The 19,111-nt window shown below is 29.5% G+C and carries 18 protein-coding genes and 2 tRNA genes; 5 read left to right on the top strand and 15 right to left on the bottom strand.

Annotated elements, in window-relative coordinates; translation table 11 throughout:
• Positions 1 to 7 precede the first annotated feature (7 nt).
• The 3 genes from bshB1 (at position 8) to L2Z92_RS17700 (ending at position 1,179) form a co-directional block, all read left to right on the top strand.
• Positions 8 to 727 carry a bacillithiol biosynthesis deacetylase BshB1 gene (gene bshB1 / locus L2Z92_RS17710; RefSeq protein WP_236455940.1) on the top strand — a complete coding sequence of 240 codons (720 nt, stop codon included), beginning with the start codon at positions 8 to 10 and terminating at the stop codon, positions 725 to 727.
• Between the two features lie 74 nt (positions 728 to 801).
• Positions 802 to 877 (top strand) — tRNA-His (locus tag L2Z92_RS17705).
• Between the two features lie 226 nt (positions 878 to 1,103).
• Positions 1,104 to 1,179: transfer RNA gene (locus L2Z92_RS17700), tRNA-His, on the top strand.
• A 135-nt stretch (positions 1,180 to 1,314) separates the two neighbouring features.
• On the opposite strand, the gene fahA is transcribed toward L2Z92_RS17700, so the two are convergent.
• Positions 1,315 to 2,598, bottom strand: a complete 1,284-nt coding sequence (gene fahA / locus L2Z92_RS17695; protein WP_236455939.1) for a fumarylacetoacetase — start codon at positions 2,596 to 2,598, stop codon at positions 1,315 to 1,317.
• A 110-nt stretch (positions 2,599 to 2,708) separates the two neighbouring features.
• Here fahA and glyA point away from each other — a divergent pair, with 110 nt between their 5' ends.
• Positions 2,709 to 3,983 (top strand): serine hydroxymethyltransferase, encoded by a 1,275-nt coding sequence (gene glyA / locus L2Z92_RS17690; RefSeq protein WP_236455937.1) that lies wholly within the window; start codon positions 2,709 to 2,711, stop codon positions 3,981 to 3,983.
• Positions 3,984 to 4,215: 232 nt separating this feature from the next.
• Here glyA and tyrS read toward each other — a convergent pair whose 3' ends face one another.
• On the bottom strand, positions 4,216 to 5,421 hold the full coding sequence (gene tyrS, locus L2Z92_RS17685; RefSeq protein ID WP_236455935.1) for a tyrosine--tRNA ligase: 1,206 nt from the start codon (positions 5,419 to 5,421) through the stop codon (positions 4,216 to 4,218).
• Positions 5,422 to 5,913: 492 nt separating this feature from the next.
• Here tyrS and L2Z92_RS17680 point away from each other — a divergent pair, with 492 nt between their 5' ends.
• Entirely contained in the window at positions 5,914 to 6,438 is a 525-nt protein-coding gene (locus tag L2Z92_RS17680; protein WP_236455933.1) for a hypothetical protein, read from the top strand.
• Positions 6,439 to 6,530: 92 nt separating this feature from the next.
• Here the strand turns inward: L2Z92_RS17680 and L2Z92_RS17675 are convergent.
• From L2Z92_RS17675 to L2Z92_RS17615, 13 genes are all read right to left on the bottom strand, one after another.
• Positions 6,531 to 7,762, bottom strand: a protein-coding gene (locus L2Z92_RS17675; protein WP_236454916.1) for an IS3 family transposase whose coding sequence is annotated in 2 segments (ribosomal slippage) — positions 6,531 to 7,402 and positions 7,402 to 7,762 — 1,233 coding nt in all. Because the reading frame shifts where the segments join, the coding sequence is not laid out codon by codon here.
• Positions 7,763 to 7,840: 78 nt separating this feature from the next.
• Complete coding sequence (locus L2Z92_RS17670; protein ID WP_236455931.1) at positions 7,841 to 8,539, bottom strand: suppressor of fused domain protein; 699 nt, start codon at positions 8,537 to 8,539, stop codon at positions 7,841 to 7,843.
• A gap of 236 nt (positions 8,540 to 8,775) precedes the next feature.
• Positions 8,776 to 9,573, bottom strand: a complete 798-nt coding sequence (locus L2Z92_RS17665) for an SMI1/KNR4 family protein (protein ID WP_236455929.1) — start codon at positions 9,571 to 9,573, stop codon at positions 8,776 to 8,778.
• Positions 9,574 to 9,863: 290 nt separating this feature from the next.
• The gene (locus tag L2Z92_RS17660; RefSeq protein WP_264554449.1) at positions 9,864 to 10,475 is read right to left on the bottom strand and encodes a hypothetical protein; all 612 of its coding nucleotides are present in this window, start codon (positions 10,473 to 10,475) and stop codon (positions 9,864 to 9,866) included.
• A 230-nt stretch (positions 10,476 to 10,705) separates the two neighbouring features.
• Positions 10,706 to 11,305, bottom strand: a complete 600-nt coding sequence (locus tag L2Z92_RS17655; protein WP_236455925.1) for a hypothetical protein — start codon at positions 11,303 to 11,305, stop codon at positions 10,706 to 10,708.
• 258 nt (positions 11,306 to 11,563) lie between these two features.
• A complete protein-coding gene (locus tag L2Z92_RS17650) occupies positions 11,564 to 12,052 on the bottom strand; it encodes a hypothetical protein (RefSeq protein WP_236455924.1) in 489 nt (162 codons plus the stop codon).
• A gap of 192 nt (positions 12,053 to 12,244) precedes the next feature.
• Entirely contained in the window at positions 12,245 to 12,967 is a 723-nt protein-coding gene (locus tag L2Z92_RS17645; protein WP_236455923.1) for a hypothetical protein, read from the bottom strand.
• A 212-nt stretch (positions 12,968 to 13,179) separates the two neighbouring features.
• Positions 13,180 to 14,820: a serine hydrolase domain-containing protein gene (locus L2Z92_RS17640; protein WP_236455922.1), complete on the bottom strand. Its 1,641-nt coding sequence runs from the start codon at positions 14,818 to 14,820 to the stop codon at positions 13,180 to 13,182.
• 112 nt (positions 14,821 to 14,932) lie between these two features.
• Entirely contained in the window at positions 14,933 to 15,757 is an 825-nt protein-coding gene (locus L2Z92_RS17635; protein ID WP_236455921.1) for a helix-turn-helix domain-containing protein, read from the bottom strand.
• A gap of 294 nt (positions 15,758 to 16,051) precedes the next feature.
• Entirely contained in the window at positions 16,052 to 16,933 is an 882-nt protein-coding gene (locus L2Z92_RS17630) for a hypothetical protein (protein WP_236455920.1), read from the bottom strand.
• A gap of 10 nt (positions 16,934 to 16,943) precedes the next feature.
• On the bottom strand, positions 16,944 to 17,654 hold the full coding sequence (locus L2Z92_RS17625) for a hypothetical protein (RefSeq protein ID WP_236455919.1): 711 nt from the start codon (positions 17,652 to 17,654) through the stop codon (positions 16,944 to 16,946).
• 5 nt (positions 17,655 to 17,659) lie between these two features.
• The gene (locus tag L2Z92_RS17620) at positions 17,660 to 18,316 is read right to left on the bottom strand and encodes a DUF1801 domain-containing protein (protein WP_236455918.1); all 657 of its coding nucleotides are present in this window, start codon (positions 18,314 to 18,316) and stop codon (positions 17,660 to 17,662) included.
• A gap of 170 nt (positions 18,317 to 18,486) precedes the next feature.
• The gene (locus tag L2Z92_RS17615; RefSeq protein ID WP_236455917.1) at positions 18,487 to 19,008 is read right to left on the bottom strand and encodes a TPM domain-containing protein; all 522 of its coding nucleotides are present in this window, start codon (positions 19,006 to 19,008) and stop codon (positions 18,487 to 18,489) included.
• Positions 19,009 to 19,111 lie beyond the last annotated feature (103 nt).

Raw genomic sequence — 19,111 nt, 5'->3', positions numbered from 1 at the left:
AAAGAGTATGAAATTAGATATATTGGCTTTTGGAGCCCATCCAGATGATGTTGAATTGAGTTGTTCTGGTACTATTGCCAAAGAAGTTTCACTTGGAAAAAAAATAGGTATAATAGATTTAACTAGGGGTGAACTAGGAACAAGAGGTTCGGCCGAGATTAGAGATGCAGAAGCAGCAGCAGCAGCAGTCATTCTTGGTGTATCTATTAGAGAAAATTTGCGATTTAGAGATGGTTTTTTCTTAAATGATGAGAAGCATCAATTAGAAATTATAAAAAAAATTAGACAATACCAACCTGAGATTGTTCTTTGTAATGCTGTTGATGATCGTCATATTGACCATGGTAAAGGAAGTAAGCTTGTTAGTGATGCCTGTTTTCTTTCTGGATTATCAAAAATCGAAACTTTTGATGAAAAGGGGGTAAAGCAAGAAGCTTGGAGACCAAAACAGGTTTATCATTATATTCAGTGGAAAAATTTAACTCCAGATTTTGTAGTAGATATTACTGGTTTTATCGATGTAAAAGTAAATGCTGTTTTAGCTTACGAATCACAATTTTATAATTCAGATTCTAAAGAACCTGTAACGCCAATTACATCAAAAAACTTTCTAGATTCTATTTCTTATCGTGCACAAGACCTAGGTAGATTAGTTGGTGTAGATTATGCAGAAGGTTTTACAGTAGAAAGATGTTTAGCTGTCAATGACTTAAGTAAATTGGTGTAGAAAAGATTAAAAAAACTTTCAAAAAGCTTTGGAGGTATAATAAAAGCGCTTATATTTGCACTCGTTAAACAAATGGTGATTGTAGCTCAGTTGGTTAGAGCATCGGTTTGTGGTACCGAGGGTCGCCGGTTCGAACCCGGTCATTCACCCAAATTAACTTAAAAGTCCTGATTCTTTCAGGACTTTTTTTATGCCTATATTTTAACACTTCTCTGTTTTATTTGTATATAATCCTACTTTTTCCTCATTTTCAATAGTATGTTGATATCGCTACATTCAATCGGCTTTAATTTTTTATGAAAAAAAAATATTAGAGTGAATAAAAAAATTTTGAAGCTATTAAAAAAGTTATTATATTTGCACTCGTTAAAAAAATGGTGATTGTAGCTCAGTTGGTTAGAGCATCGGTTTGTGGTACCGAGGGTCGCCGGTTCGAACCCGGTCATTCACCCAAATTAACTTAAAAGTCCTGATTCTTTCAGGACTTTTTTTATGCCTGTATTTTCGTAAACTTTCATTTACAGGTATAAAAAAACAGCTGTAATAATTAATTACAACTGTTTTTAAAAATGTATTAAAACTTTTTTTTATTTAATTTTCAAGGCTGGTAGCAATTTACTAGAACATTCTCCAAAACCGATTCTCATATCTTCGTTTTCACAATACCCTCTAATAATTACGGTATCATTATCATTAATGAATTTACGCTCTGTACCATCGTTCAATTTGATTGGATTCTTTCCACCCCAAGTCAATTCAAGCATAGACCCAAAAGAATCTGGTGTTGGTCCAGAAATCGTTCCGCTTCCCATCATGTCTCCAGAGTTAATTCTACAACCATTAACAGTGTGATGTGCTAATTGTTGCGACATTGACCAGTACATGTATTTAAAATTAGATTTAGATACTACTGTTTCTTCACTTGATTCTGGTTTTATAGAAACTTCAAGATTAATATCGAAAGCATTATCTCCTGTTTGTTGTAAGTAAGAAAGAGGAGCTGGATTTTGTTCAGGACTTTTTACTCTAAATGCTTCTAAAGCATCCATTGTTACAATCCATGGAGAAATAGACGAAGCAAAGTTTTTCGCTAAGAATGGTCCTAGTGGAACATATTCCCATTTTTGAATGTCTCTTGCACTCCAATCATTAAATAAAACCATTCCGAAGATATAATCTTCTGCTTCTCCTACAGGAATTGGTTCTCCTATTAAGTTAGCATCTGTTGTAATGAAGGCAGTTTCTAATTCGAAATCCACAGATTTAGAAGGTCCAAAAACAGGTTGTGTTTCTCCAGGAGGTAATGTTTGCCCGTTTGGTCTTTTAACCGATACACCACTTGGAACAATTGTAGAACTTCTTCCATGATATCCTACAGGAATGTGTAACCAGTTTGGTAAAAGTGCATTTTCTGGATCACGAAACATTTTCCCTACATTGGTTGCATGTTCTTTTGAGCTATAAAAATCGGTATAATCACCAATTTGTACAGGTAAGAGCATTTCAACATCTTTCATGTCGAAAATAACAACATCACAATGCTTTTTATTGTCTCTTAATTTTGGATTGTCAATACTAAAAATCTCTACAAGTCGGTTTCTAACTAATCGCCATGTTTTCTTACCATCCGATATAAAATCGTTTAACGTATCTTGCATAAACATGTCATCCGTCAAATCGATTCCTTCAAAATAACCCAATTGTTGAAGAGCACCCATATCTATGGCTGAATCTCCAATTCGTGTTCCTATTGTTATTACATCTTCTTTAGTTATGAAAACTCCGAAGGGAATATTTTGTATAGGAAAGTCACTTTCTTTAGACACTTCTATCCATGATTTTCTCTTTGGATCATTCGCTATATTTGGCATAATATAATGTTAGTTTGTTGTTGAAAAATTATATATCAAATATAGACTTTACTAGCAATTTAACAAACCTTTTTTGTAAATTTGGATAAATTTTAACGAATTACTAAGAAATGCAACGCGACGAACAAATTTTTGATCTGATTCTTGATGAGCAAGACAGACAGATTCACGGTATTGAACTAATTGCCTCCGAAAACTTTGTAAGTGATCAAGTAATGGAAGCTGCAGGTTCTGTTTTAACAAATAAATATGCTGAAGGGTATCCTGGAAAGCGTTATTACGGAGGTTGTGAAGTTGTTGATATTGTAGAACAAATTGCAATAGATAGAGCAAAAGCTTTATTTGGTGCACAATATGTAAATGTACAACCTCACTCTGGTTCTCAGGCAAATACTGCAGTTTTTGCAGCTTGTTTGAAACCTGGAGATAAAATATTAGGTTTTGACTTATCTCATGGAGGTCATCTAACTCATGGTTCTCCAGTTAATTTTTCTGGAAAATTATATACACCTTCTTTTTATGGTGTAGAAGAAGAAACAGGAAGGTTAAATTATGATAAAATTCAAGAAATTGCTTTGGAAGAAAAACCAAAGATGATTATTGCGGGTGCTTCGGCTTATTCTCGCGATATGGATTTCGAACGTTTCCGTGTTATTGCGGATAGTGTTGGCGCATTATTGTTAGCTGATATTTCGCATCCTGCTGGATTAATTGCTAAAGGTTTATTGAATGATCCTATTCCTCATTGTCATATTGTTACAACTACGACTCACAAGACCTTAAGAGGTCCAAGAGGGGGTATGATTATGATGGGTAAAGACTTTGAGAACCCATGGGGATTAAAAACGCCTAAAGGTGATATTAGAATGATGTCTCATATTTTAGATATGTCTGTTTTTCCTGGAAATCAAGGTGGACCTTTAATGCATATTATTGCTGCTAAAGCGGTTGCATTTGGAGAAGCTTTAACAGATGAATTTTTCAGATATACAATGCAAGTGCAAAAGAATGCTCAAGCAATGGCTGCTGCTTTTGTAAGTAGAGGCTATAAAATTATTTCTGGTGGAACAGATAATCACATGATGTTGATTGATTTGAGAAATAAGAATATTACTGGTAAAGAGGCTGAAAATGCTTTGGTAAAAGCTGAAATTACAGTAAATAAAAATATGGTTCCTTTTGACGATAAGTCTCCATTTGTAACTTCGGGTATTCGTGTGGGTACTTCTGCAATTACTACTCGTGGTTTGATGGAAGAAGATATGGAAACTATTGTGGCTTTAGTTGATAAAGTAATTATGAATCATACAGATGAAGCTGTTTTAGAACAAGTAGCTGAAGAAGTAAATGATCTAATGGGTGAGAGAGCTATGTTTGTTTTTTAGTTCTTGAATTCTTATAAATCTATATTAAAAACTCCTGAGTAATTGGGAGTTTTTTTGTTTAGAACATTCATTTCACATATTTACTTTCATCTGTGAAATGAATGTTTATACCATTTATCACTTGAATTTACTGGAATAAAACACCCTTTTTTCCTCGCTATTTCATATCAAGAAAAAAATCATCATTTTCTTATACAGTAAATTCAACTCACAGCTGGTATTACAAATCTCTTTATTGTAGTTCATAGAAATCGCGTTTGCCAATTTTTATTTTTAAGTTTTTTGCTATTTCAATCATTTGGTACGGTTCTTTTATTTTTTCGTTATTTATTTGTACAGCACCATCTTCTATTAGTCTTCTTATGGCAGTGTTGGATAGATTTTCTTTGAATATTTTACAAAGTGCTACTGTCGTTAGCGCATTAGATTGTAGGTTTAAAGTAGTAATAACAACTTGTTTAAAACTTTTGTCTTCGAATTTTTTGTTTTGGAATTGGTTTATAAAAAATGTTTCAGCATCTGTTGCTGCCTGTTCATCATGAAATTGTTTAATGATATTTTTTGCAATCCTCTTTTTAACATTCATTGGGTTTTCACCCTCAATTAATTGTTGATTAATTTGTTGCCTTTCTTCTATTGAAAAATCGGTGGCAAGGTTTAAGAACTCTTCAATTAAAACATCGGGAATCGACATGGTTTTACCAAACATGGTGTTGGGGTCATCGGTTAGTCCAATAGTATTGTTTTGCGATTTGCTCATTTTTTCAGTTCCATCTATTCCGCGTAATAACGGCATACACATGACTATTTGTGGAGCTAAATTATGACTTTCTTGTAATTGCCTTCCCATGGTGCAATTGAAAAGTTGATCAGTTCCGCCCATTTCTATATCACATTCCAATTGTACGGAATCAAAACCTTGTAAGATAGGGTAGATGAGTTCATGCATTGCAATGGGTGTGTTTTCTGTAAATCGTTTGTTAAAATCTTTGCGTTGCATTAATTGAGCAACAGTTACTTTAGAGATCAATTGTAAGGCTTCAGAAAAGGGTAGGTTGTCCAACCAATCCGAATTAAAAACGATTTCAGCTTGGTCTACTTCGATAATTTTAGAGAGTTGTTTAATGTAGGTTGTAGCGTTGTGTTTTACTTCTTCTAGGTTAAGTGGTTTTCGACTTTTGTTTTTCCCTGTTGGGTCTCCAATTCTTGCTGTAAAACTTCCAACAACAATAATAATTTGATGTCCAAGTTCTTGAAACTGCTTCATTTTTTTGAGTACGACAGCATGACCAAGGTGTAAATCGGGAGCAGTGGGATCAAAACCTAATTTTATTTTAAGTTTTCGGTTTTCTTTTTCAGCTTGTTGTAGCTTTTGTTCTAATCCGTTTTCGGGAAGCATAATTGCTACGTTTTCATGTAATTTTTTAAGTGTTTCCATTTTGTTTTAAATAAAAAAAGCCCGAACAGTTCTGTTCGGGCTTAGTGTTATAGATTTATTATTTTATATCAACGGTGTTGTTTTGTGTTATATCCATATACTTTTTTGCCCATTATTAAGCAATAATAGGTTGTGTTTGAAAGTATAAATGATATGTTTTGTATTTTTTTCATTCTGATGCAAATGTACTATTTTTTTTCATTCATACAATTTTTTGTTTTTTAGAGGTTTGTTTTATTAGTAAAACTCATTTATATTTTTTTAAACAAAATAGATTGGCATCTTTTTTGTTTTACGATAAAGTAGCATTTTATATTTTCATAATTCTTGTGTCATTTCTCTTTATTATTTCATTTTGCAACACTTTTTGTTGCAATTTTTAATTTTTTTTTGAAATTGAAACAAAAAACGTGGCAAATGTGTTTTTTAAAAAATAATGACACAAATGTTAGGAACGAAAGTAAAACATAACTACAAAATAAATATTTAGATATGAAAAAGGAAACCATTTTTAAAACAAAAATAATACTACCGCAAGAAGAAATGGCGATGTTACTTAATGTGAGTAGGAGTCAATGGTCGATGCATAAAATCGGATATCGTGGTTTGCCTGCTAAATCGAGAGAAAAATTTGGCTTTATATTAAAGATTGCAAATGAATTGCCTTTGGATAGTGTCCATAGAAAAGCGACCGTAGAAAGACAAGAACAGGAACAACTTGAAAAACTGGAAGCACAATTGAAAGATGTTGCTATAAAGCAATTTCGTTTGGAAAAAAAGTGTAACGAGGTAGAAGAAAAATACCAAGCTGCATTGCGAACAATAGACTTTGTACATTTAGCATTGTCTAAAAAAGAGTTTGTGGGTTTTGAATATGAGGCCTTAACAAGAATAGAGAGTAAAGCAATAGAAACGTTAAATAGGTATAGTTTATACGAACAAACTCAGTTAAAAATAAAACTTGAAGTTTTAGAACTTGAACATAAATTATTAAAAAGAGCTATAGTTAATAAATAATGCCAGTTCTTATATGAAGTTAGTGTTAAAACCAAATAAAAAAACAATAAGAATGAGTCGTCCTAAAATAAGTTGACGAGTTTTACAATAAATTAATTAAAACCAGTGAAGTTAACTTCACTGGTTTTTTCATATACAAAGTTAGGTGTTTTCATATTTAAACTCAAATGAGGTCTTTTACTATTATAGCATTCCACAGACTCTCTAACTAAAAGGTTAAGTTCATCACCTGATTTACATTTGTATATGAGGAATTCTTGTTTTAGAATACCATTTATTCTTTCCGCTAGAGCATTTTGATAACAATCATAGCCATCGGTCATAGAAGCAATAATATTATTTTTGGTTAATTCATTTTGATAAATTTTAGAACAATATTGTAAACCTCTGTCTGAGTGATGTATTAATTGAAGGTTTGTTTTTCTGTTTTTTACTGCCATTCTTAAGGCCTTAACCACACTTTCTGCACTCATGTCATCACTCAAATGATAACCAACTATTTTTCTGCTAAAAACATCTGTAACTAATGATAGATAATGAGTTCTTTTATTAGATTTTATATAAGTTATGTCACTAACAAAAACCTGTTCTATTCTGTTGATATCGATATCTTTAAATAAATTGGGGTACTTACGTAACCAGTGTTTAGAAAAGGTGGTTTTTGTGTAATTTTTCATTGGTTTAACTAGCATTTTTTCTCTTTTCAAATAAGCAAAAAATGCATCTCTCCCGATTTTAATTCTATTTTCAACAAAAGATTGTTCTAGTAAAAAATAAAGTTTTCTTGTGCCTAATCGAGGCATAATTCTTCTTTGTTTTTCAACGAGTTGCTTTACTATTAATAATTCTTTCTCTCGTTCTAAACAACGTGCTTCCTGCTGATAAATAGCTTGTCGGCTTACCCCAAACAATCTACAAGTTCTGGACATACTTATGCCTTCTTCTTGTTGGATGCGTCGGATGGTTTGGGTGAAAACTTTTTTCTAATTTGAGTACCGTATTGACTATCTGAGATATCAATCATGGTGTTTAGCACTGTGTTTTTAAGCTTCTCATCAGCTAATTCTTTCTCTAATCTTTTAATGCTTTGGGCTGGAGTTTCTTTAGATTTGACCATAAACAAAAGCTTGGGGTTACTCCAATCTAAATTACCAAATTTTCTTAACCAAACCAAAACTGTACTTCTACCTTGAATTCCATACTTCTTTTGAGCTTGCTTATAGGTAAGTTCGCCTTTTTCTACTTGAGAAATAACAGCTAATTTAAAGCCCAGATTATAATCGCGTTGACTACGCTTTGCTGGCCTGTTTTCTGATTTATTCATAATAAGTCGATTTTATGTCAACTTATTTCAGGACGGGACAGAAGAAATGAATAAACCTTAGCTGTTAGCAACTGGCTTTTATTTTTTCAATTTGTTCCAAAACGATTTTTTAGGAGTTATATCTTTTCTATTGTTGTCTAAGATTTCCAAGCAATTGTTTTTAATTATTAAATCTAATAGAGCATTGTATCCATTTTCAATTTTGTAGTTTAGTTCGTTTTCATATAGAGGAAAAAAGCTGTAAATATTAATAATTCTACCATTTTTATTTATTTCTGTAAAATCTTCTTCAAAAGTTGCAGAAGGTAAAATAACACCACCAACGAAGTTAGTGTCTGTACCATAAGTTTCTAAATCTTCTGAATATCTAATAGTATGCCCAATACCTAACCAAGTATCATATTGATGTGGAAATTTACCGGTAACCTTTAGCATTTTAATTATAAAATCATTCTTGTTTTCTCCAGTATAAACTTCATTAAATTCCACATCTTTTGGAATTAACAGCATCAACTCTGCAAACTTATATTTATCTTTTTCTTCTACAATCTCTGGCACATTCATTTCTAAACTGCTTATTCCGCTTGTCAATAAAATATTATAATTTAAATTTTTAGGTTTAATAAAATAGACATGTAATTTAAAATCCAATGACATAAACTCATGAAATACTTTTACTTCCTCATTCGGAAAATGTTTTTCAACATGTTCATCTATCCATTCTGAATGTTCATCAAAATATTCTTTGCCTTGAAAATAATCTAATATTTCTTCCATAACCATAATTTTTTAAGCTTGCGTGTAACATCAGTTTGTCTAAAAATCTCCGTTTATTTTAATTTGTATTAGAAATTGAAGTAAAAATAGCGGTTTTAAGCTACACTAAAAAACTTTTCGAAATCGCTATAGTAATGGAATGTAAAAGGTGAGCTTGTCCTGAGTTTGTTTAAGGGTTTAAAATTAATTTCTTTGTCGTGCTAAGAACGCAACGAATCCTTAGCTGTTGTGTGCAATTAATTGAATAACTTTTTTATCCATTTAATAATTTTATTTTTATTTGAATTTTGCGGGGCTATATTATCTGTTTTTTTAACATTATTTATTGTTGTTCCAAAATTAGACTTATTTAACTCTTCAATTATTGTTGATTTACTTGGAAGATAGTAATCTAGAAACTTATCGTTTAACTGCTTTACAAGTGTGTTTTTTGAACTATTTGATTTTATTTTTTCTTCAATAGATTGTAAATTTCTAAACCAATTTATATATCTTTTTTCCACAACATCCTTGTCCTTCTGGTCTTCTTCGGTAACCCAGTTAAAAGTGAATGGGAAATTAATTAGTGACTGTTGAAAAAAAACAAGTATTAAATCTGTAAATGAATCGGTTCTTATTTCTAGATTTTTACCTTTTTCCTCCTCATCCCAATATTTACTCATTATCCAAGTTTTAGGATTGTTTCCTTTGTCAAGGTAAATTAATGTAATATATTCGTTTCGTCTTTCTGAAATAACCATATATGGCCTTTCCATTTTAAATTGGTTAGTTTTAAAAACTTTTCCCCCAAATTGTTCAATATAATCTAGGTCGTCAAATGCCATATCCTCAGCATCCATAAATTCAAATAAGAACTTTTTTCCAATACTTTTCAAATATTCCTTATAAGCAATTGGTAAATTGCCTTTTCTTTTTTCAATTGATTCGATTTCTTGAGAAGAACAACCTTCAATTCCTTTATGTTTTTTGTCAATTTCTAATGTTACTAAATATTCTTTAAGTGTAGTGAAAAACTCATTATAAATATTATTCATTCATTGTTTTTTTAATTGTACACAACCTGATTTTGTCTAAAAACCTCCGTTTGTGTTATTTTAGATTCAATTTAAAAGTAAGAATAACGGAATTAGCTATACTAAAAAACATTTTTTAATGTAATCTTTCAACATTAATTGGGAGTAGCTAAAATCCCAATCTCTTCATTGTTGGCTTTTCAAGACCAACGATTCTCGGAGTGATGATGAATGCCTTAAAAAACAATAAAAATTGATGAATAAATCTTAGCCGTTTTATGCTGTTCATTGTTTTTTGAAATTTATAATTGTCAATTAGATTGCCCTTCATACTTGTAATAATTTCTTCCTTTTGTATTTGGATATCTTTCGCCTGTTATTAATATCGCATCTGTGATTTCAATAACTGGAGGATGTTTATAGCAGTTCATAATTTTGTCATGTATAATTTGTGAAGATATCTGAATTTCTATTGTCTTAGTAGCGTTTTGGCGAATAACTGTAAACTCTTCAATATATTCGTCATCTGAGTTATCACAGTCAACACTATGAATTTTTATCATAATACTTTTTATATCTCTTGACAATGTATTCGTAACTTCCAAATGAAGCCATGCAAGATTATCGTTCTCTCCTTTATAAATAATTTCAGCATTTTTAAGCTCTATCATATTTGGCTTAAAACTCTTTTTTTGCCCAGAATTATTTATTAAATAATTTTTTGGCAAAGTATCAACGACAGAAAATACGCTGTCTACAGTTTTTGTTTCAAGTATTCGTTTTTTTAGTGCAATAATTTCTTCATTAGCTTTTTTTAAATCTTGCTCGCAATTATTTTCATTTTTACATCCAAATAATTGAATTAAAAGAAAACAGACAAAATATTTTTTCATATTAATTACTCTTGAATTTAGTGGTTTCATTGAATAGCACATAACATCAGTTTGTCTAAAAACCTCCGTCTGTATTAATTTAGATTATAATTTATTAAGTAAAAATAACGGTTTTAAGCTACACAAGAAACTTTTTTGAATGCAATCTTTTAAAATTAATTGGGAGTAGCCAAAAAACAAATCCTTTCATTCTTTGAGCTCAACAACTTGCAAAGTGATGATGAATGCCTTAAAAAACAATAAGAACAAATGAATAAACGTTAGCTGTTAGCAGGCAGTTTTTGTAATTCAATTGTCTTTTCTAAATCACTATCCGTTAAATTTTCATTACTTAAATTACTCATAATAATTTCTGGATCTTTAAATGAATTAATTTCAGATGATTTATACCCTATATAACCTTTTAGCCAATCTTTTTCAGCAAAAATGTGAGGTTCATAAGTCTTGAATTTAAAAACCAAAATAGTTATTTCATTTTTTAATTCCATTTTATTTTCAAAAACAATTTCATCTGGAAAATTATCAAAATCATCATTCATGTTAAGCCAATTTGCTAAATAACTTTCAGAAAATTTTTCAATTGTCAATAATTCTTTCGGAAACAATTCTGCCTTATTGAATTTGTTTAGAAGATTATAAGTTAAAGTTCTGCTTTCTAAACTATTTGCATATTTTTCAATTATTGAAATTTTGGGAATTTCTCCAAGTTTCAATTTTTTATAGATTGGACGAATGGAATCGAATCTCAATTCTTCTCTTGTTAGTTTTGATATTCGGATTCTATTATAAATTATTTTAATTATTATAAATTTAAGTGATACGATAACTATTATGCCAATAATTAATTGGACAATTTCCATTTTACTTCCAGAATCCAGCATTTATTTATAAGTTTCGTTTAAATTGAATATAAAGTCAGTTTTTCTAAAACCTCTGTTTATTTTAATTTGTATTAGAAATTGAAGTAAAAATAGCGGTTTTAAGCTACACTAAAAAACTTGATTAAGGATTTTTATAACCGAAATTAAAATTATTTTTTGAGGTAATATATGGTATCGCCTTTTAATTATTGGTACTAGTGTTTAGCGAATCCTAATGATTTCAGGAGATTATAATTATTACAATCTCATGTAGACAATATATGCGTGCGTTGAATGTGATATAACAAATAGTAATGACAGAAAAATATAAATCAGAGAGAGATATGGGAATTTGAAAAAAGCTTTGTTACCAATTAGTCCGATGCCTATAAAAAAGAATAGGGTTGTATATGCTGGAGCCATAAATCCAATTTGACTTTGACTCCAATTAGATTGAGGATTTGTAATCATAATAATCCATGAAGAAAAGTATAAAATGAGTCCGATACAATAAGCTAAAAGACCAATTTTTTGCAATTTCGTTTTTATAGAAAGCTTCATGAATATAGGAAGTGCAAATAGTATAAATCGCAGAATGATTTCGCTATAACTAATTAACTTTGGAATATTATTGTCAAATATAGCAGTACTATAACTTTCGGGTAAATAGTCAATAAGAATGATATTCCATAGTATAATTGGAAGTAAAAGAAGAAAGCAATTCAGTAAATAGGCTTTAATTCTCATTATGCTTTAGTTTCAAATTTTCGCAATCAATTAATTGAAAGTGTTTAAAACCCTCAGAATGAATTTCATTTCTTTGATTGTTGGTTTATCAAAATATTTAGCTAATTTTTATATAATATCTATTTGTTCAGAATCGTTAAGTTCGGAAGTAGAAAATATTAATCTATCTGTTTTTATTAATAAAGATATTTTTTATTCATTAATTTCACTAATTAATAATTTTCCTAAAACTTCATCTTCAATTTCAACAAAATATACTCCTCCAATTCCAATTTGTACACTATTTCCTAAATATCCTGTTCCAGTTTGTTTTGCTACCTTATAATATTTGCTCTTACCATTTAGTTTAACTTTGTATGAGTTTTTATTTATTAAAACAGTATTTTCTTGGTTACAATCATCAACATATTCTCTAAAATAATTACTTTTTTTTAGGTTTTCAAATTTGGTATTATTAATTGAAGCATTGATAGTAAAAGCTGAACCTAATGGCGATTCCAATCCATCTCTGAAAATTACTATTGAACATCTTTCATCTTTATTATTTTCAGTATTTAAAAATTTTTTTTCATTTTCAACATAAAAAAGATTTGCTTCTAAATAAAATACTTGCCCTTTTTTCCCCCAACCAAATGTTTTTATTTCAATTAAATTTGCACCATTTAATTTTGCAAACGCTGTCATTTTATTTTTCAAATAATTCCAATCAGGGTTTTTATTATCTTTGAAAACTATATCTCCTATTTTTTTACCATTATGAGAAATTTTATCTTTTTCTGATATTAAATGAACAACTTCAATCTCTTTACTCAAATCTTGTTCATTAGTCAAATTATTTAATTTAATGGTATTACAAGATGATATTATTAACAATAGTAATAAAAATGATTTTACTTTTATTTTTTCAAAATTCATATCTGTTTTTTTTGTAAAATATAACACAACCTTAGTTTGACAAAAAACTAGGATTTTATTAAAAGTAAAAATAGCTGATTTAAACTACACTAAAAAACTTTTTTATAATCCAAAACTACTTTCTTTACGTTTATCAATTTTTTATTTATAATTATTTAGAGTATTTATTTTTAAGTACCAATAGACGCTACAACTATAAAATATTTTCGTTTTTAATTTAATAAAGAAGGTAATATATAATCTTCCAGTATTTTTTCAGGTTGTTGAAATTTCCCATTTTTAAAATTTGAAGAAGTAATTACTACAACAGATTTGAATTTTGGAATAACAAAAATATATTGTCCACCAGCACCTCTTGCTTCGATGCTATTAATTATTTGACCATTTATTGTATATGTTTTATGCCACCACAAATAACCATAACCATTTTTATCTTGAGTATTTTCTAAAACATGATAGTTTTTGAATGACTTTTTCACCCATTCTTTAGATACTATTCTTTCATTTTTCCATTTTCCTTCAGAAAGGTATAGTTGCCCAAATTTAAGCATATCTCGTGGTGTTAAATACATACCTCCTCCAAAATAGGGTGCACCGTGTCCATCAGATTGAATGATATAATTCGATATATTTAATTTTTGAAACAAGGTTTTGTCCATAAATAATTCCAACGGTTCTGAAACAACTGAATCTACAATGACACCTAATAAATAAGGATTTGCAGAGCCATAATTGGAATGTAAATTCGGTTTGTAGAGCATTGGAGCTTCTAAAATATACTTTGTAATGTCTTGCTGTTGTTGGTAGTTGTCTTCCGTTGCATACGAATCGCTTTCTATACCAAAATCAATAGCATCTAATCCAGAGCTCATTGTTAGCAAGCTGTGAATTGAGATTTGTTTTTTAAGCGTATCTGTAGTTGTTTTATATTTTTCGGGTAAAAAATTAAAGAGTTTTTCATTTTCGTCAACAATCATTTTCTTATCTATTGCAATTCCAACCATAGCCGATGAAATACTTTTTGAAGCAGAACGCATATCGTGAGGAATAGTGCTTGTATATCCTGAAAAGTAATGCTCATATATTAATTTGCCTTTTTGAGCGATAAGAACACTATGTGTATTTTCAAGTGAATTAGAATTTATGGCATCTTCCATTTCACGGAGTAAATTGGTATTTATATTCTTTGAAGTCGCAATTTTCCAACCGTCATTTAAAGACTCAGGTATTTTAGTTATTGTATTGGTTTTAAACGCTCCAATTTTCCATTCTTCTTTAGATGGAGTTAACTTTATTTGAGTCACCAATTTATCAGTTAAATAAATGTCTAATGCGATTTTTGATTCTCCTAGTTGTCCTTTAAAATTAAATCCTGTTTTAAAATCGGTAAAAGAAATAATAGTTTCATTCTTTTTGAAATTTGCACACCAAGTTCCCGTAAATCGATTGTCGCCAAATATAGGATAGGCTTCATAATTTTCTTTAGCTCCATTTTCAATACTCAAATAGAAAGCTTTAGATTTCAATTCATCAACAATAAAAGCATTCCAATTGCCAGTATATGTGTTTGTGTTTTTCTTAATTAGATCGACATGGTAAAAGAAGTAACCCGACTTTATAAAGCCATTTATAGTAGTTTTATCACTGTTAAACTCACCTATAAAAGAGAGGTTTTCATCTATGAAGATATCAATTACTTTTTTTTCAGTTGAAAAGGCTTCATTGATAATTATGTGGTCATTTGAAATTCTAAAAATTGACTTTTCAGATGTAATGGTTTCAATTTCAACAGTGAAATTTAGTACTTTTGAAGTATTAAATTGTCCTTCCCAAGCTTTTGTGTAATCTTCCATGTTTTGTGCCTTTAGGGAAGAAAAATAAGATAATAGAAAAAGCAGTAGAAAATTGTGTAATCTCATTTTGATTTATTTTGATTGAAGCACAAAGATGAGATTATAAAAATGGCTATAATTGTATATTTTTAACATTCTTAAAGTTTTTATTGAAACTAGAAGGTGAAATTTTATAAATCTGTTTAAAGGAGGATATAAAATGGCTTTGGTCATAAAAACCACATTTATAGCAAATCTCTGTCATGGAAAGTTGGTTCGATGCAATTAATGTTATTGCCTTATTTAGTTTTAGTTGTCTTACATATTGTCCAAATGTTGTTCCAAAATAGCGATGAAATTCTCTTGAAAGATGAACGGAATGAATGTTTAACTCTTTGCTTAGCATTTCAAGAGTATAATTAACATCAGTTTCTAGAAGAATTTCTTGCGTTTTTTTAACCCATTCTGGAGTTTTAGTATTTACAATTGATTCATGCGTTTTCATTTTATTAAAAATCGCAATCATTAATAGTTCTATACTTAGTTGACTTTGATTGTCGTTGATCTTTGTTTCTAAAAAGACTTTATTCATTAAGCTTTTAATAACTGGGTTCTTTAAATTAAGACTTCCTTCAAAATCCATTGAAGCTATATCGTGTTTTAGAAACCAATCCGAATTAAATTCAATATGAAATCCTCTTGTATAATCTTTGGGTTTTATGTTGTGATGAGCATCTTGCCAATTATGAAACAGTAAACTACCCGATTCTAAATAGTATTCTTCTTTTTTATTGGCTTCATAGAGTTTTCCTTGTAAGAGGTAGGTGAAATAAGGGTTTTCATGAAAATGCCAATCGACTTTATTATGTGTATATTCAGTATCGGTTATTGTGAAGTCCTCAAAATTTAGTTTTTGATAATGTGCTCCGAAAAATTCACCTCTTTTAAGTTTGTTCATCTTTTTTAGATTGTACTTTTTGTCTCTAGTTGCCCCTATAATGTAGCAAATATAAACGGAATAGAATCTAAAATCACAGAAACTGGTAAATTTATTGGGAATCCTAATTATGTATAAACTAACGAAACAAAATTTGGAAAATATGTTTTCCTAAATTTTAATCTATTGAATTAAAAGTATTGCATCCTAAAACATTAATAAAATAAAAATAATAGCTGTAGTAATACCTCTTTTCAGCATTATTATATTTATAGTCTTAATAATAACTAAGTTTAGAATAGGAAACTTTACAGTTTATTTAATTACAGCTTCTTTAGAATCTTTTTTTATTATTTCATACTCAAACGTCAACACTCTTAAATTCCATAAGGTTAGGGTTTGTTTTGCTTTTATTTTCTCATCATCAGAACTCACAATTAATTGATCTTTAAATGATTTAATGAATTTAGTCCATAAATTTCCCTTAGAATCATTTAGTAAAAAGTAAAAACCACTATCTCCAATTTTCATTCCTGATGATTTTAAAACAAGTTCACCATTTTTGCCTACACTAGGATTTAAAATTACAGTTGCGTTTCCGTTTGGTAAAGGAAAAATTGCTTTTATGCAATTGTTTCCATTAGGAATAGTACAAACCTCATAAATTCCTGAATATACAACTCGTTCGGAGTCTTTAAAAGTTCTAAGCCAGATCGTTCTTTTTAGTATTTTGGTTTTTTTATCAATCAAGTGAATTATTTCACTTTTTAAAGCTTTAGAATTTTTACTATTTGCTAAAGGTAAATTTAATTGTTCAATTCGATTGCTAAACAATATTTTTAAAAACACTCCAAAAAATTTAAAAAATGGATTCCATTTTACTTTTAAATCAAATTCATAATTACTTGTTTTTTCGTAAAAATCAATTACATTTTTAGATAATATTTCAAGCTCATTTTTTGAAAATTTTAGTTGCTTTATTGATTGTAATATACCTCTTTCATATTTACTTGTATCAACTTCTAAACTTTCGTTTAACATCAATTGTTTTATGAATTTTTGACCAATTCCATTGGTTTTTCCAAAAGGACCTAATAACCATTCGTTTTGATTAGGTATAATTTTTTTACCAAACAGAATGACCCATTGTTGTGTTATCCAATCTTGAAAATTTTGTTTTAAAGGTGCAGTTTCCATTTACAAAAGGTTAATTATTTTGAATATTTGGAATGAAGTTTTCTTTTCCTTTCCAAGTTCCAAGTTCAGAAAGAGGTTTAAATCGTAAAGTTGTGAATTCAAAATGAAAGTTTTTTCGTTCCCTTTCTTTCATCGCATTTGAATGCCTTTTTGGTTTTGGCATTACACTATGTCCGTGAACCATATTAGTCATTTCTTCTTCTGTTTTCCATATAGAAAAGGTAGAAACCGTATTAGGTAATCTTACAGATGCTAATGAAAGTAATGTTCCTGCGTGGTCACGAACTAATTTTTCAACAGGCCTTCCCCAATGTATAAACCTTGGGACTGCAAATGGCTTCATTTTAGCGATCGTTACAGCAACTACTGGAGATGATGGACTTTCTAATTCTGCTTTTAGGTCAGGTATTTTAAATCCGCTTATATTCCCCCATTCTCTCATAAACGATAACCGAACATGCCAACCTTTAATTAAAATTTTTCCAAACTTTTCATTCTTTAAATAGTTTTCAAGTGCTTGTTCGTTTTCCCATTGTGCAAATATTGCTACTTGTCTTATTAAAAATCGTGAAGGTGATAGGATAGGAGAGCCTAAGGTCATTGCAGTCATATATTCAGAATGAATTAAGCCCTTAGTATTCTTATTAATAGGTTTAAAGAATAATCCTTTTATTGCTACTATAAATGGTATTTTGACAAGATGATAAGAGAATATGCTCATATAGTTTAATCGTAATTTTTTTCAGTTTCTAATTGTTTATGTGAACCATCGCAATTTGGTTTTCGTTTCGATAATCCGCAAGTACAATCATTTAAACCATATCCATCTTTAATTCGCTCCATATTTTTTTCAATTCGGGATATTTTAGTTTTAGACTGTTTTGTGTTGTTAAAATGTAAAAGATAACCTCTCTTTCTTCCTGCGGTTAAATTTGTAAATGCTATTTCAAAATCGGGATTTTCCTCAAATATCTGCTCTAATTCTTTAGGAATTTCGAAATCGGAAGTTTTTTTCTTTATTACATTTATTCCTGATTTTTCAATTCCAATTGCTTCGTTTATATATTGTTTAATTATCGGTTCAAGTTCAAAAATTTCTGGTAAGTCGGTAAATCGTATTTGTCTTGCAGATTGTACGTTTTCTGTTTGCTGTATTAAAATATTTTCAGAGTCTTTTAGTAAAGCTCCTTTATGAAATAGAATTGCACAGTAATCTTTAAATTCGTGGATTAGAACAATGTTTTTTCCATTATCGGTATAGCAAGGATGCATCCACTTAAATTCTTCATTTAGTCCAGATTCAAGAATAATTTCACGAAGTTTTGTTAATTCCTCTTTCCATTTTTTGAGGCTATTCAGATATTTATTTACTTCTTGGTTCATTATTTATTCGGTTTATCTTAAATGTAGTGAACGTTTTTTGGCTAGCCTTTGTTAGCATGATTAAAGACTGGCTATAACAAATATAGAAAATGTTTTGACAACCGGCAGTTTTTCTGAAGGAAAAACCAAGCCAAAGCCATTGAGAATAACGGCTGTTATATAAAGTACTTTTACATCCATTTTCTTATTAATTCATTCAGCCCAAGTAAAACACCATCATAATGCTTTCCGTTTTTAAATTGAGGAATCATTGTTTCATAAATTACTTTTTCACAAAGTTCGTCAGATAAATAGAGTTCTTTTGCTTTTTCAGATGTTGAAATTCTTATTTTTTTCAAAGATTTACTCAAGACAACGGTTAATCCGTTTCCGTTATTGTTTTTTCCAACATTCCAATTGTTTGATATTCTTATAGCATACTTGTCAAATCTCGTGTTTTCAGGAATCGAACCAATTGTAATTATTACAATCTTTTTATTTGAATTCTTTTCATAATAAACTAGTAAATCCTCTAGGAATTTATTTTCTTCTTCTGAGAAAAATTTTTCAAAATCATTAACAAAACCTATTTGTTTAGGAAATTCCAATAAATTTATTTCTGCTTTTGATTTTTCAGTTTTGGTTTCAACTTTAGCAGTTTTACAAGAGAAGAAAATCAAAATCAAAACTAATAATATTTTTGGAGTTCTCATTTCTCTTAATATGTATAACTTTTTTATATGTATGGCAAAATAATACAAAGCTACCTAAATCATGGTAGCTATGTATAACAAATGGCTTATTTTATTTTCAAAT

The organism is Flavobacterium jumunjinense, from assembly GCF_021650975.2.
Lineage (GTDB): Bacteria > Bacteroidota > Bacteroidia > Flavobacteriales > Flavobacteriaceae > Flavobacterium > Flavobacterium jumunjinense.
Note: the sequence above shows the minus strand (reverse complement) of the source record. Positions and strands in the feature narration are given on the sequence as shown.